This window comes from Hymenobacter terrigena (assembly GCF_054776515.1).
This window is the reverse complement of sequence record NZ_BAAHBU010000001.1, coordinates 1,165,240-1,179,918: the sequence shown is the minus strand read 5'-3', so window position 1 is coordinate 1,179,918 and position 14,679 is coordinate 1,165,240. Positions and strand designations below refer to the sequence as shown.

General features: G+C 59.9%; 14 protein-coding genes. 2 read left to right on the top strand and 12 right to left on the bottom strand.

The window, feature by feature from the left end:
* Positions 1 to 213 precede the first annotated feature (213 nt).
* Both ACYU7Q_RS04785 and ACYU7Q_RS04780 read left to right on the top strand, forming a co-directional pair.
* On the top strand, positions 214 to 2,844 hold the full coding sequence (locus tag ACYU7Q_RS04785) for a valine--tRNA ligase (protein ID WP_460608291.1): 2,631 nt from the start codon (positions 214 to 216) through the stop codon (positions 2,842 to 2,844).
* A 217-nt stretch (positions 2,845 to 3,061) separates the two neighbouring features.
* On the top strand, positions 3,062 to 4,567 hold the full coding sequence (locus ACYU7Q_RS04780; protein WP_460608290.1) for an RCC1 domain-containing protein: 1,506 nt from the start codon (positions 3,062 to 3,064) through the stop codon (positions 4,565 to 4,567).
* Positions 4,568 to 4,843: 276 nt separating this feature from the next.
* Here the strand turns inward: ACYU7Q_RS04780 and ACYU7Q_RS04775 are convergent, their stop codons facing one another.
* The 12 genes from ACYU7Q_RS04775 to pdxA all read right to left on the bottom strand — a co-directional run bounded on the left by ACYU7Q_RS04775 (position 4,844) and on the right by pdxA (position 14,651).
* Positions 4,844 to 5,041 (bottom strand): hypothetical protein, encoded by a 198-nt coding sequence (locus tag ACYU7Q_RS04775; RefSeq protein WP_460608289.1) that lies wholly within the window; start codon positions 5,039 to 5,041, stop codon positions 4,844 to 4,846.
* 152 nt (positions 5,042 to 5,193) lie between these two features.
* Positions 5,194 to 6,594, bottom strand: a complete 1,401-nt coding sequence (locus ACYU7Q_RS04770) for a dihydrolipoamide acetyltransferase family protein (RefSeq protein ID WP_460608288.1) — start codon at positions 6,592 to 6,594, stop codon at positions 5,194 to 5,196.
* 128 nt (positions 6,595 to 6,722) lie between these two features.
* Positions 6,723 to 7,121 carry a hypothetical protein gene (locus tag ACYU7Q_RS04765; protein WP_460608287.1) on the bottom strand — a complete coding sequence of 133 codons (399 nt, stop codon included), beginning with the start codon at positions 7,119 to 7,121 and terminating at the stop codon, positions 6,723 to 6,725.
* Positions 7,122 to 7,195: 74 nt separating this feature from the next.
* A complete protein-coding gene (locus ACYU7Q_RS04760; protein ID WP_460608286.1) occupies positions 7,196 to 7,564 on the bottom strand; it encodes a hypothetical protein in 369 nt (122 codons plus the stop codon).
* Positions 7,565 to 7,701: 137 nt separating this feature from the next.
* Entirely contained in the window at positions 7,702 to 9,048 is a 1,347-nt protein-coding gene (accC, locus tag ACYU7Q_RS04755; protein ID WP_460608285.1) for an acetyl-CoA carboxylase biotin carboxylase subunit, read from the bottom strand.
* Between the two features lie 152 nt (positions 9,049 to 9,200).
* Entirely contained in the window at positions 9,201 to 9,674 is a 474-nt protein-coding gene (gene accB, locus ACYU7Q_RS04750) for an acetyl-CoA carboxylase biotin carboxyl carrier protein (RefSeq protein WP_460608284.1), read from the bottom strand.
* An 83-nt stretch (positions 9,675 to 9,757) separates the two neighbouring features.
* A complete protein-coding gene (efp, locus tag ACYU7Q_RS04745; protein ID WP_243512832.1) occupies positions 9,758 to 10,321 on the bottom strand; it encodes an elongation factor P in 564 nt (187 codons plus the stop codon).
* 137 nt (positions 10,322 to 10,458) lie between these two features.
* The gene (locus ACYU7Q_RS04740; RefSeq protein ID WP_460608283.1) at positions 10,459 to 11,469 is read right to left on the bottom strand and encodes a beta-ketoacyl-ACP synthase III; all 1,011 of its coding nucleotides are present in this window, start codon (positions 11,467 to 11,469) and stop codon (positions 10,459 to 10,461) included.
* A 149-nt stretch (positions 11,470 to 11,618) separates the two neighbouring features.
* On the bottom strand, positions 11,619 to 12,560 hold the full coding sequence (gene plsX, locus ACYU7Q_RS04735; RefSeq protein WP_460608282.1) for a phosphate acyltransferase: 942 nt from the start codon (positions 12,558 to 12,560) through the stop codon (positions 11,619 to 11,621).
* A 119-nt stretch (positions 12,561 to 12,679) separates the two neighbouring features.
* Positions 12,680 to 12,910 carry a 50S ribosomal protein L32 gene (gene rpmF / locus ACYU7Q_RS04730; RefSeq protein ID WP_241934098.1) on the bottom strand — a complete coding sequence of 77 codons (231 nt, stop codon included), beginning with the start codon at positions 12,908 to 12,910 and terminating at the stop codon, positions 12,680 to 12,682.
* Between the two features lie 69 nt (positions 12,911 to 12,979).
* Positions 12,980 to 13,513 carry a YceD family protein gene (locus tag ACYU7Q_RS04725; protein WP_460608281.1) on the bottom strand — a complete coding sequence of 178 codons (534 nt, stop codon included), beginning with the start codon at positions 13,511 to 13,513 and terminating at the stop codon, positions 12,980 to 12,982.
* Between the two features lie 103 nt (positions 13,514 to 13,616).
* Positions 13,617 to 14,651 carry a PdxA family dehydrogenase gene (gene pdxA, locus ACYU7Q_RS04720; RefSeq protein WP_460608280.1) on the bottom strand — a complete coding sequence of 345 codons (1,035 nt, stop codon included), beginning with the start codon at positions 14,649 to 14,651 and terminating at the stop codon, positions 13,617 to 13,619.
* Between the last annotated feature and the right edge of the window lie 28 nt (positions 14,652 to 14,679).

Below are 14,679 nucleotides of genomic sequence, written 5' to 3'. Positions count from 1 at the left end.
TATTGAAATTCAGTATTGCTCTACCGTAGATGAATGGCCTTTGGCAAGGTTAGAACGTAGCTGGCAGAAGCAGCGCTAATGGGCTATCATTCGTGAATTTTCTATGAAATGTGGCGGGGCCCCTGGATGGTGGGCCGCAGTTGGGCCGAACGCTGCATTATGCCGCAGTTCTAATGCCTATTTTTGTCGCTTCTGCTACTTGCACAATTCCCCATGTCGCTCGCCACCACCTATTCGCCCACCGACGTTGAAGCCAAATGGTACCAACGCTGGCAGGAGCAGGGCTTTTTTAAAGCCAAACCCAACCCTAAAAAGAAGCCCTACACCGTCGTCATCCCGCCGCCGAACGTGACGGGCGTGCTCCACATGGGGCACATGCTCAACAATACGATTCAGGACGTGCTGGTGCGCCGCGCCCGCATGCAGGGCAAGGAAGCCTGCTGGGTGCCCGGCACCGACCATGCCAGCATCGCCACCGAGGCTAAAGTGGTGGCCCAACTCAAGGAGCAGGGCATCAGCAAAACGGACCTCACCCGCGAGCAATTCCTCCGCCATGCCTTCGAGTGGAAGGACAAATACGGTGGCATCATTCTGGAGCAGCTCAAGCAGCTCGGCGCTTCCTGCGACTGGGACCGCACGCGCTTCACCATGGAACCTGACCTGACCAATGCCGTGCTCCGCGTATTCGTGGACCTGTATAATAAAGGCCTGATTTACCGCGGCGTGCGCATGGTGAACTGGGACCCCGAAGGCCGCACCGCCATCTCCGACGAGGAGGTGATTGCCAAGGACGTGCAGGCCAAAATGTACTACCTGAAATACACCGTGGTGGGGCAGGAAGGCCAGTTTTTGACCGTCGCCACGTCGCGCCCCGAAACCATCATGGCCGACGTGGCCGTGGCCGTGAACCCCAACGACCCGCGCTACGCTCACTTGGCTGGTCAGAAAGTGCGCGTCCCGCTGCTGGGCCGCGAAATCCCGGTTATTTTTGACGAGTACGTATCGATGGATTTCGGCACGGGCGCGCTAAAAGTGACACCCGCCCACGACCTGAACGACTACGAGCTGGGCGTGAAGCATAACCTGCCCGTTATTGACATTCTGGCCGACAACGGCACGCTGAACGAGAAGGCGGTGCTCTACGTGGGGCAGGACCGGTTTGCCGTGCGCAAGCAGATTGCCAAGGATTTGCAGGAAGCCGGGTTGCTAGAGAAGATTGACGAGTACGCCAGCATCGTGCAGACCTCGGAGCGCACCAAGGCCGTGATTGAGCCCAAGCTCAGCCTGCAATGGTTCATGAAGATGGAGCAGATGGCCAAGCCGGCCCTCGATGTGGTCGAAAACGACACCGTGAAGCTGCACCCGCCCAAGTTCAAGAACATGTACCGGGCCTGGATGGAAAACGTGCGCGACTGGTGCATCTCGCGCCAACTCTGGTGGGGCCAGCAGATTCCGGCTTACTACCTGCCCGATGGCACGTTCGTGGTAGCCCTCACGGCCGAGGATGCCTTGCAGCAAGCCATTGCCCAATCCGGCAAAGCCGATTTGCAGCTGTCCGACCTGCGTCAGGACGAGGACGTGCTTGACACTTGGTTCTCATCGTGGCTGTGGCCGATTTCCGTGTTCGACGGCTTCAAAGACCCCGACAACGCCGACATCAACTATTTCTACCCGACCAACGACCTGGTAACTGGGCCGGACATTCTGTTCTTCTGGGTGGCCCGCATGATTATGGCCGGTTTGGAATACCGCCAGGAAGTGCCCTTCAAAAACGTGTACCTCACCGGCATTGTGCGCGACGCGCAGGGCCGCAAAATGAGCAAGCAGCTCGGCAACTCGCCCGACCCGCTCGACCTCATTGCCCAGTACGGGGCCGACGGCGTGCGGACCGGCATGCTGTTCTCGGCCCCGGCCGGCAACGACCTGTTGTTCGATATCAAGCTGGTGGAGCAGGGCCGCAACTTCTCCAACAAGCTCTGGAACGCCTTCCGCCTCGTAAAAGGCTGGGAGGCCGATGCCGCGCTGCCTTTCGTGAATGAGAAGGCCGTGACCTGGTTCAACGCCCGGCTGCAGGCTGCCATCGTGGAGATGGACGACCATTTCGAGAAATTCCGCATGTCGGATGCGCTGATGACCATCTACAAGCTGGTGTGGGACGATTTCTGCGCCCAGTACCTGGAGATGGTAAAGCCGGCCTACCAGCACCCCATCGACGCCGAAAGCCTGCGCCACACCACCGCCTACCTCGAAACGCTGCTCAAGCTCCTGCACCCGTTCATGCCCTTCATCACCGAAGAGCTGTGGCACGAGCTGGCCGAGCGCGGCCCCCGCGACTACGTGACCGTGGCGTCCTGGCCCCGCGCCACCGCCCCCGCCAACAGCGCCGAAACCCTGGCCAACATGGACAAGGCGCTGGCCATCGTGGCGGGCATCCGCACCGTGCGCAACCAGAAAAACCTCGGCCCCAACAAGCCGCTGACGCTCGTGGCCAAAACCGACGAGCCGCAACTCGTAACTGACTACGAAGGCATTATCCGCAAGCTGGGCAGCATTTCGGAAGTGAGCTTTGCTGATGCCGGACCCGCTGCGTCGGTGAGCTTTGTGCTGGGCGGCAGCGAGTTTTTCATCCCCCTCGAAGGCCACATTGATATGGCTGCTGAGCGCGCCCGCCTCGAAAAAGAACTGGAATACGCCCAGGGTTTCCGCGAATCGGTGCAGAAGAAGCTCGGCAACGAGAAATTCGCGCAGAATGCCAAGCCCGAAGTGCTGGAAAAGGAGCGCCAGAAGTTGGCCGACGCGGAGGCGAAAATCGCCGCGCTGGCGCAAAGCCTGGCTGCTTTATAAGGATTGACTGACGCGTACTTGCTAAAAGGCGTTACGCATCAGGCGCAGGAGCCGCTTCCGGAAGGAGGCGGCTTTTTTGTTTCAGCGCAGCGGCGGTCGACTCCTATTGCAGTTCATCTACTTTTTAAGGGGGTTGCCTGATTGGGCTTGCCGCGCTCCACCACCCGGATTACTTTGCGGAGCAATCCATAAAATCATTCTAATAATCTTTTTTGCTATGAAAAAACAGCTATTCAGTCTGTTTAAGCGGTTATGCTGCGGTATTGCATTGGGCGGCGCGATGGGAGTGGGGGCCGCCAATGCCCAAAGCGCGGCTTTCACCCAGGTTGCGGCCGGCGAGCGACACGCGTTGGCCTTGCAGGCCAATGGCACCCTTTGGAGCTGGGGCAACAACAGCAACGGCAAGCTGGGCGACGGCACCACCACCGACCGCGGCCTGCCAGTGCAGGTGACGCCCCCCGCCGGGACCGCCCCCGGTTCTACCTGGACTCAGGTGGCGGCCGGCGCCACATTCTCCCTGGGCCTGCGCTCCGACGGCACACTTTGGGGCTGGGGCAATGCCTATGGCGGGGTGCTGGGCAACGGCAGCGGCACCACTGCCGACCAGCCGGTGCCGGTGGCGGTGCAAACCCCAGCCACGGCCACTGCTGGCTCGCGCTGGACCCGGGTTTTGGCCTGCAATTTCTCTGCCGTGGCGCAGCGCTCCGACGGAAGCTGGTGGATTTGGGGCGAAAATTCTGAAGGAGAAGTAGGCGACGGCACCCGCACGGCTCGCTTGGTGCCCATGCGGGTGCCCGAGCCTACTGGTGCCGCTGCCGGCACCACCTGGACCAGCGTAGTGCCGTGCTCTTACTTCACGTTTGGGCTGCGCTCGGATGGCTCGCTCTGGGCCTGGGGAAACAACGACGGTGCCCGGCTTGGTGATGGCACAAACAGCAGCCAACGTGTGCCTGTGCCGGTGCTTACGCCTCCGGGCGCCGCAGCTGGCACCACTTGGACTCAGGTTGCTGGCTTCGGGTTTCACTCCTTGGGCCTTCGCTCCGACGGTACGCTCTGGGCCTGGGGCCGCAACCTGCATGGCGAGTTTGGCAACGGCACCTTCACTTCCAACCTGCAATACACGCCTACCGCTGTGAATGCGCCTGCGGCCGCGGCCGCCGGTTCGCGTTGGACCCAGCTGAGCACCAGCTACGAAAGCTGCTCCGCGCTCCGCTCCGATGGCACGCTCTGGGTGTGGGGCCGTGGCTATATGGGCCTCAACCTCAGCAGAACAACCGATGTGCTGGTGCCCACCCGCGAAGCCACTAACCACAGCAACTGGACGCAGGTAGCCACGTCAGGGTTTGATTTTGGGGTAGCGGTGGGTGGTAGCGCGGTCTACACCACGGGAGCTAACGACGAGTTGGCGCAGGGTGATGGCACCGCCACCAGCAACACCGCCTTGGTCTACCATCGGATACTGGGCCCGGCCCTGGCCGTAACACCGGGAACCGCTTTGCACGTTGGGCGGGCTTATCCCAACCCCGCCAGCGGCGTAGTGCACCTGACTGGCCTGCCGGCCCAGGCCACCGTCAGCGTGCAAGACGTGCAAGGACGACAGCTGCTTTCCTGCCCCGTCGGCGCTTTGCAAGTTGACGTGAGTACGCTGCCCGCCGGCTATTACCTGCTCCGCATCCAGACTTCGGCGGCCGCAAGCCAAACCATCCCGCTGCTGAAAGAATAGCCCGGCGCCTCTGCCCCTCGCAACGTTGAAAAGCTGCTTTCCCAATCGGAAGCAGCTTTTTGCTTACTTCGCCTGCCACTCAGCAAGCAGCGTGCTGTCGTGCCCGGTGAATTTACGAAGGTTGCTTGTGGCCGAATAGCCCATGCGCCATTTGTCTGCGGCAACCATTACCGTCCCGGTATGTAATGACGGAATGCTTTTGGCCACGCCTGACCGGATGCGCGTGCCGGAACTGGGTTACCGCACCTGGCGACATTCCACGGCAGCGCCCGTCCGCTACTGCGGGATGCCGCCCGGCTGCTTTTTCTGCAACGGCGCCAGCTGGTTCTGAAGCTGAAAAGTCACTTTCTGACAATCCGCAAAGCGCTGCTCCGATAGTTTTAGGGCCTTTTCGGTCGCATCGAGCTGCTGGTATAAGTAGCCGATAAGGCCCAGCGCCAGCACCAGCGCCCCAAGGAAAATAATGTTTTTCATGCGTTAAATAGAGAAAAGAAGAACGTCATGCTGAGCGCAGTCGACGCATTTCTTCCGCAGTAGTAATCCTTTAAATTGGATTCAGTATTGCGGAAGAAATGCGTCGACTGCGCTCAGCATGACGTTCTACTCATTGTCAGCTAAAAGCGAAATTAAATCGCCGTGTTCGGGTCGAACTGCTCCAGGTAGTCAGCCACTTTGCGCACGAACATGCCGCCAAGCGAGCCGTCTACCACGCGGTGGTCGTAGCTGTGGCTCAGGAACATGAACTGGCGAATGCCGATGAGGTCGCCCTGCGGCGTTTCAATCACAGCCGGCTTTTTCTTAATCGCGCCCACGGCCATGATGGCCACTTGCGGCTGCATGATGATGGGCGTACCCATCACGTTGCCAAACGAGCCCACGTTGCTCAGCGTGTAGGTGCCGCCTTCGAGGTCTTCGGGCTTCAGCTTGTTGATGCGGGCGCGGTTGGCCAGGTCGTTCACCTTTTTGGTCAGGCCGTTGAGGTTGAGCTGGTCGGCGTTGTGGATGACCGGCACAATTAGGTTGCCGCTGGGCAGTGCCACGGCCACGCCGATGTTGATGTCGCGCTTCTTGATGATATAGTCGCCATCAATCGACACGTTAATCAGCGGAAAATCCTGGATGGCGCGGGCCACCGCCTGAATGAAGATGGGCGTAAAGGTGAGGTTTTCGCCCTCGCGCTTCTTATAGGCATCCTTGTGCTTGTTGCGCCAGTTCACGATGTTGGTCACGTCGGCTTCCACGAAGCTGGTGACGTGGGGCGAAATGCGTTTCGAGTCCACCATGCGCTGCGCAATCATCTTGCGCATGCGGTCCATCTCAATCAGCTCCTGGCCGCCGCTCACGCTGGGCACGGGCTTGACGCTGGCCGAGGGAGCAGGAGCGGGCGCAGCAGGAGCCGCCGGCGCGGGAGCTGCCGGGGCAGCTTGCGGCTGCGGCGTAGCTTCCGGAGCCTGCACCGAAGCCGTAGCCGCGGCCACCGCCGTCAGCGAAGGCTTGCCAGCGGCCACGTAATCGAGAATATCCTTCTTGGTGACGCGGCCTTCTTTGCCGGTGCCGGGCAGGTACTCCAGGTCTGTCATGCTCACGCCTTCTTCGCGGGCAATGCTGAGTACCAGCGGCGAAAGGAAGCGGCCGGGCTGATGCTCGGCCCCGGCTACCGCGTGAACGAGCTGCGGCGCCTGCGGCTCGGGCAGGTAAGGCACGGCGCTGCCGTTGCTGGAAGGCGCAGGGGCGGCCTGCGGGGCGGCCGGGGCGCTGGCCGGAGCCGCAGCGCCAGCGGCGGCCGCATCGGTTTCCATGATGGCGATGGGCGCGCCTACAGCCACAACCTGGCCTTCCTGCACCAGAATTTCCGTCAGCACGCCGGCGTAGATGGCCGGTACTTCGGTATCAACTTTATCGGTGGCTACTTCCAGCACTGATTCATCCTGCTCAATTGTGTCGCCAACTTGCTTGAGCCATTTCAGGACGGTGCCTTCCATGATGCTTTCGCCCATCTTGGGCATCGTCATTTCCACTCGTGCCATAGGTAAGGAGGGGTATTTTGGGGTAAGTGAGGGTGGGGTGGGAGTTTGGTGCCGCAAAGGTAGCCAGAAAGCCGAACGCCCCCGGCGCAATGTGCGGCGGGGGCGTTTTAATAATTTTGGCCCAATCATTACAGGATGGCTCTGAAATATTTAGGCTTTAATTGCCGCCGCACATCCGCTGGCAGTGGCCAGCCCAGCTCGTATTGGCGCACTACCAACCCTTCCCGGCTTTCGCTGTAGCGGTTCAGTTGCCGAATGTCAAGCGTGGTGAAGAAGGCCATAACTAGCGTGATACCCAGCGCAGTTTTGGGCTGATGATTTACCACTTCGAACACCGCCCCCGACAGCCCCGCCAAACCCAACGACGCTGCTTTCATCGACTCATGCCGGTGTTGTCGAAATAAATTATGCACAGCATAAGACGAATCCCGAATTGATACGGCAGCCGCCGGTTGGGCCAGAGGTTGCCCCGCCTGACCAGCGCAATAGAGCGGTAAAAAGTAAACCAAGAGTAGCCAAAAACGCATAAGCCAACAAAAAAGGCCGGAACTCTAAGCAAGAGTCCCGGCCCGGAGTTGGGGTTGCAAATTTTGCCCGCCTGCTACTGCGCCACCGTAATTTCCGGCAGGCCTTCCTCCGTCAAATCCCCGCCCGTTTCGGCCGCGTTTTTCTCGAACTTCGAGAAGCAGATGGTGCGGTTCGACGCAAAGCGGCTGGTAGGGTCGTTGATGATGACGACGTGATTGAACGTGCCGAATTCCTTGCCCTCGTAAAGCAGCGTTTTTTTGATGCCCAGGTCGGGTTTGTTCACCACATCGACGTAGATGTTGCGGCCCACACCCTTTGGCCCCGGCTTGGCAAACAGCACCGTGGTTTCGATGCTGCCATTGCAGGCATCGGCACAGGAAGTGAGGCCAATACAACTAGCCGTTACCGATATTGCAATAAACGATTTGAAAAGGAATTGCATGGTATCCAAATATAAAAAGCGAAGCCCCAGCGGAGTGGCACTCATTGGAGCGAGTGTCGCCCCGCTGGGGCTTTAAATAACAAAGAAACGGCATTTGCAATCGAAGTGCCGGCCCACTCAGACTGCAAATTGAGTACCTAAATCGTCGAGAAATCGAATGACTGCTCCAGGAAAGCCGTCGTGAAATTCCCTTCGCGGAACTGCTCGTTATCCATCAGCGCGAGGTGGAAGGGGATGGTCGTTTTCACGCCTTCCACCACAAACTCGCTCAGGGCGCGCTTCATTTTTACGATGCACTCCTCCCGGGTTTGGGCCACGGTGATGAGCTTGGCAATCATCGAATCGTAGTTCGGCGGAATCTGGTAGCCGGCATACACGTGCGTATCGACGCGCACGCCGTGGCCGCCGGGGATGTGCAGCGTGGTGATGCGGCCGGGCGCGGGCCGGAAGCCGTTGCGCGGGTCCTCGGCGTTGATGCGGCACTCCATGGCGTGCATCTTCGGGAAGTAGTTTTTGCCCGAAATCGGGATGCCCGCCGCCACCTTGATTTGCTCCTTGATGAGGTCGTAGTTGATGATTTCCTCCGTCACCGGGTGCTCCACCTGGATGCGGGTGTTCATCTCCATGAAGTAGAAATCCCGGTTGGCATCCACCAGAAACTCAATCGTGCCCACGCCCTCGTAACCAATGGCTGCCGCGCCCGCAATAGCCGCTTTGCCCATTTTCTCACGCAGCGCGTCGGTCATAAACGGCGACGGTGCCTCTTCCACCAGCTTCTGGTGGCGGCGCTGGATGCTGCAGTCGCGCTCCGACAAGTGGCAGACGTGCCCGAACTGGTCGCCCACAATCTGCACCTCAATGTGGCGCGGCTCCACCACGTACTTCTCCAGGTACATGCCGTCGTTGCCGAAAGCCGCCTTCGATTCCGTGCGCGCGTCGTCCCAGGCTTTCTGGAACTCGTCGTCGGAATGAATGATGCGCATGCCGCGCCCGCCGCCACCAGCCGTGGCCTTGATGATGACCGGATATTTGATTTTGTTGGCAATCTTCTTGCCCTGCTCCACCGATTCGAGCAAACCGTTCGAGCCCGGCACCACCGGCACGCCGGCCTTAATCATGGTTGCCTTGGCCGTGGCCTTGTCGCCCATCTGGTTAATCATCTCGGGCGAAGCGCCGATGAACTTGATGCCATTCTCAGCGCAAATGCGCGAGAATTCCGCGTTTTCCGAGAGAAAGCCGTAGCCGGGGTGAATGGCGTCGGCGTTGGTGATTTCGCAGGCCGCAATCAGGTTGGGCATGCTCAGATAGCTGTCCCTAGATGCGGGCGGTCCGATGCATACGGCCTCATCGGCAAACTTCACGTGCAGGCTTTCCCGGTCGGCAGTTGAGTACACGGCCACCGTTTTGATGCCCATTTCCTTGCAGGTACGGATAATGCGCAGGGCAATTTCGCCCCGGTTGGCGATGAGTATTTTCTTGAACATTGGGGGTGGGATGAGGTAAAAGTTCAGTAGGGGCGGGGTCGTACCCGGAGGGCTTGCCCCCGCCCGCCGTTGCACAACCGTTGGTACGGCGCGAACGGCGGGCGGGGCAAGCCCTCCGGGTACGACCCCGCCCCTACGAAAATGTCAATTAACTACTCAATCAAAAACAGCGGCTGGTCGTATTCCACCGGCGTGGCATTGTCTACCAGGGCCTTCACGATGCGGCCGCTTTCTTCGGCTTCAATCTCGTTGAACAGCTTCATCGCCTCGATGATGCAGATAACCTGCCCTTTCTCCACCATATCACCCACCTGCACGAAAGCCGGCGCATCGGGGCCGCTGCTGCGGTAGAAGGTGCCAATCATGGGGGCCTTCAGCGGCTTGTAGTTGCCAGCAGGGGCTTCGGTTGCGGCGGCAGCTGCCGGGGCGGTGGGAGCGGCTACTGGTGCAGGGGCTGCGGCTACGGGAGCGGGCGCATGGGCCACCGGGGCTGCCATCGTCGTTACGTGCTTGGTATTGGGGTCGCGCTGCACCGAGATTTTAAATTCCTCGGTTTCAATGTTGACCTTGTTCAAGCCCGATTTGGCGATAAAATCGAGCAGTTCCTGGAGTTCTTTGGCTTTCATTGCAGCGTCCTTTTTGGGCGGGTTTGACATGTTCAATAAGCGGCTGGTTGCACGCTATCAGCTATTAACGAATGGCTTAAGCCTTACTTTACGCGCTCGACGTAGCTGTAGTCGCTGGTTTTGATACGGATTTTGGTGTCTACATCAATGAACAGCGGCACCTGGATGCGGGCCCCGGTTTCCACGGTGGCGGGCTTCAGGGTGTTGGTGGCGGTGTCGCCGCGCAGGCCGGGCTCGGTGTAGGTCACCACCAGGTCCACGGTGGTGGGCAGCTCGGCGGTGAGGGGCATTTCGGTTTCGGCGTGCATGAGGATGGTCACGTCCTGGCCTTCCTTCATCAGGTCGGCAAAGGGTACCATTTCCTCGGGCAGCACCACCTGCTCAAAATCGTCCTTGTTCATGAACGTGTAGCCGTAGTCGTCCTTGTACAGGAACTGGTGCGGGCGCTGCTCTACGCGGGCGGTTTCCACTTTCACACCCGCGTTGAAGGTGTTGTCGATGGTGCGGCCGGTTTTGATGTTGCGCATCTTGGTGCGCACGAAGGCGGGGCCTTTGCCGGGCTTCACGTGCTGAAACTCGGTGATGACGTGTAGCTCGTTGTTGTAATTGAGAACGAGCCCGTTGCGGAAGTCGGCGGTTGATGCCATGATTTCTAAGCTTTTAGCCGATAGCCGGAAGCTATTGGCCTGTTTTGTGGGTGTTTTTTTGAGCGGTTATTAATAAGCTGTTAGCCATTTAACAACCGAAAATCCAAAGGAGTGACAAAGCTAACAGCTAATGGCCATTAGCTAACCGCAACGCGGTCGCCGTCATACGCCCATTTGAGGTAGATGGAGCCCCAGGTGAAGCCGCCGCCGAAGGCCGCCAGCACAAGGTTGTCGCCGCGGCGCAGCTGGCTTTCGTAGTCGGCCAGGCACAGCGGAATGGTGGCGTTGGTGGTGTTGCCGTAGCGGTCGATGTTGAGCATCACCTTCTCCGGGCCCACGCCCATGCGGTTGGCGGTGGCGTCGATAATGCGCTTGTTGGCCTGGTGGGGCACCAGAAAGGCCACGTCGTCTTTGCTGAGCTGGTTGCGCTCCATTACCTGGGCGGCCACGTCGGCCATGCTTTTCACGGCAAATTTGAAAACCGTGGCGCCTTCCTGGTAGATGTAATGCTCCTTGGCATCCACGGTGGCGTGCGTTGGGGGGCGGCGGCTGCCGCCGGCTTTCTGGTGCAGGTAGGCTTCGCCCGAGCCGTCGGTGCGTAGCACTTGGTCGAGAATACCAAAGCCGTCAGTGCTGGGTTCGAGCAGCACGGCCGCCGCGCCATCGCCAAACAGAATGCAGTTAGCGCGGTCGGTGTAGTCCACGATGGCCGACATCTTATCGGCGCCCACCACAATTACTTTTTTGTGCGTGCCGGCCTGAATATATTGCGCGCCCGTGGCCAGCGCAAACAGGAAGGTCGAACAGGCCGCATTCATGTCGAAGCTGAAGGCCTTGGTAATCCCTACCCCGTTGGAAATGATGTTGGCCGTGGCCGGAAACAGCATGTCAGGCGTGGTAGTGGCGCAAATCAGCAGCTCCACGTCCTCTGGATTGGTACCGGTTTTCGCCAGCAACTGCTGCACCGCCTTGATGCCCATTACCGAAGTACCCTGGTTCTCGCCCTTCAGAATGCGTCGCTCTCGAATGCCGGTGCGCGACATAATCCATTCATCGTTGGTATCCACCAGCTTTTCAAGCTCGGCATTGGTAAGCACATAGTCGGGCACATAAGAGCCCACACCAGTGATGGCGGCAGTAATCTTCATACGGGCAAAAGTAGGCGGGGCAAGCGTAAAATGGGAATTCGGACGGTGGCGCGGCCGGGTTTGGCTACCCAACGCTCCGGCAATGAGCACCCAAGCGTCTAAAAAAAATCCGGCCGAAGCCGGAGGTTTTTCACCGCCGGGAACCGGGGCTAGGACTTAAATGTAGCCTTAATTTGGTCAACAATCCCGGAGTCGGCCATATTGAAGCCCTGCACCAGCATGTTGCCGATGGCCAAAGGCGTGCTGCGCCCGTGCCCGATGATGGCGTTGTCGTTGATGCCCAGGATAGGGGAGCCGCCCACGGCCTCGTAGTTGAACTTGTCGAAGAACGGGTCGTGGATGTGCTTTTGCTCCATCATTTCGTAGATGGATTCGGCCATTTTCAGCAGGATGTTGCCCGTGAAGCCGTCGCACACGATGACGTCGGCCTTCTCGTTGAACATGTCGCGGCCTTCCACATTGCCCACGAAATTGATGTGCGGGTTCACTTTCAGCAACTGGTGCGCGGCCTGGGTGATGGGCGTGCCCTTGCCCTCTTCTTCGCCCAGGTTCACGAGGCCCACTTTGGGCTGCTCGATGCCCAGCACGTAGCGGGCGTACAGGAAGCCGAGCTCGCCGAACTGCTCCAGCATTTCGGGCTTGCATTCGGCGTTGGCGCCCACATCCAGCAGGATGCCGAATTCGCCCGTCATTTTGGGGACGAAGTTGGCAATGGCCGGACGAATCACGCCGGGCACGGCCTTCACCGTAAGCATGGCGCCCACGAGCATGGCGCCCGTGTTGCCAGCCGAGCAAAATGCATCGACTTCGCCCGCAAGAAGCATTTTGTAGCCCACGGCAATGCTCGAGTCCTGCTTCTGCTGGAAGGCTTTGGCGGGGTGTTCGCCCATGTCGATAACCTGCGACGCGGGAACGAACTCGAGCGCGGCACCGGCGGGGCCGGCAGCCTGGAGCAGGGGACGCACGGCGTCTTCCTGGCCGATGAGGACAATGGTGGCCCGGCCGGCGAGCTGTTCGGCGGCCAGCAGGGCACCTGCCACGGCGGCTTGGGGGGCGAAATCGCCGCCCATTGCGTCGAGGGCTATTTTCATGAAAGAGGTGTTTGGAGGGAGGTCAGCGGAAAATCAAAAGTACCAAAAATCCGGCCCCGCTGGCTTAAAAAAGGAGCGAAGCCGGACCATGTGGTGCCGCGAAGTAACAACCAAACGCGCTATTCGTCGTCTTCGGCAACGTCGGCTGCCGGGGCAGCGTTGGTTTTAGCGTAGTTTTTGATGGCCAGCTGGCCGTTGTGGTACAGGTCGCCGTCGACTACGTAGGCCTTGTGGCGCAGGTGCAGCTCGCCCGTGTTAGGGCACAAGGTCACGGCCTTAGGGGTTAGCTTGTAGTGGGTACGACGCTTGTCGCGAACGGCGGAAGAAGTGCGGCGCTTAGGATGTGCCATGGTTAAGTTGAAATTAGGGGAGTTAAAGTTGCGGTTGTCGAGTGGGGAGCGACTCGGGGCACTGACGGATTAATTCAGGTTGCGCAGCGCGGCCCAACGCGGGTCGGCCGGCTCGTCGTCGTCGGGCGCATCATCGGCAGGACGGGTGCTGAAGATGAGCTTGGTCGGCGCGTCGGGGTTGTCGTCGGCCTCGCCCTGGAAGCGCGGATGCAGCTTCTTCATGGGCAGGGCCAGACCAATGTAGTCGTAGAGGTGCTGGGCGAGGGGCAGGGTCTGGGTTTCGGGAGTGATTTGCAGCACGTTGTCGTCCAGCTCCTTGGCCTCGTCGCCGAAGCGCACCAGCAGTTGTTCGTGAATATCCAGCGGCTGGTCGAACTCATCGAGGCTCCGGTCGCAGGTGAGCTGCACGGTGCCGGTGATGTGGAAGTTCAGGGTCATCAGCCGCTCGGTTTTGATGAGCTCCACGTCGGCGTGCAGGTGGCCTTGCTCCACCAAAGGCTGGTCGAATAAGGCGAAGAATTCGGGACCCAATTCGAACTCAAAGTGGTGCGTTTTCAGCGCCAGCTTGGCAAGATTGAGGTCGTATTTGCTTTCTTTTTTCACGGTCGCTTGGATAGCAGGGGGCAAAAGTAGTGAAAATCCGGCTTTTTGCCAAAAAAACAGCTAAGTTTCTCGGCGGCAAGGTGCCGGGAAAGCCCTTGTACGGCTACCGCGCCGAGCGCGGCTGAGCATCTTCCCAACGCTGTTTCCAGATGTCGCAGGCCAGGTACACGGCCGCCCGGAACGAAGATTCGTCGGCCTTGTACTGGCCGGCGAGCCCGTAGGCAGTGCCGTGGTCAGGCGAGGTACGGACTACAGGCAGGCCGGCGGTGAAGTTCACGCCGCGCTCAAAGGCCATGAGCTTGAAGGGAATCAGGCCCTGGTCGTGGTAGAGGGCGAGCGTGGCATCGAACTGCCGGAACTGCTGGGTGCCGAAGTAGCCATCGGCCGGGAAGGGGCCGACGACGAGGTGGCCATCGTGCGCGAATTGCTGGATAACGGGCGTCACGATATCGCCTTCTTCCTGGCCCAGTAAGCCATTTTCGCCGGCGTGGGGGTTGAGGCCGAGCACGGCAATGCGGGGCTTGAGGATGCCGAAATCCTGCTTCAGCGACTTAAGCAGCAGCGTGATTTTGGTGCGCAGCAGCTCTGGGGTGAGGCGGGCAGGCACGTCCTTGAGCGGCACGTGGCCGGTGACGGTAGCAATGCGCAAACCCGCATCCTCGTCTACCAGAAACATCAGGCTCTCGGGGGCTTCGAAGTAGCTGGTGAGAAACTCGGTGTGGCCGGGGTAGCGGAAATCGTCGGCCTGGGTATTGTCTTTGCTGATGGGGGCCGTCACGATGCCGTCGAGCTTGCCGGCTTTGAGGTCGCGGGCGGCCCAAAGCAGGCTCTCGCGGGCAGCCGCGCCGGTGGCGGGGGAGGGCTGGCCAGGTGCGAGGGTGAAATCCTCGTCCCAGCAGGTCACGGCGTTGAGACGGCCGGGGGCGATGTCGGCGGCGTCGCGCAGCTGGCGAAACTGGAGGTGCTCGGTGTCAGCCGGGGTGGGGAAATCATCGAACAGCGCCGTCGCCGTGCCGTAGATGACCGGCGTGCAGATTCTCAGCAGGCGCTCATCGAGCAGGGTTTTATAAATGACTTCGGGGCCGATGCCGGCGAGGTCGCCTACGGAAAAGCCGAGGCGGGGGAGGTTGTGGGGCATGTTTTTAATCCTGGGGCGTCATGCTCAG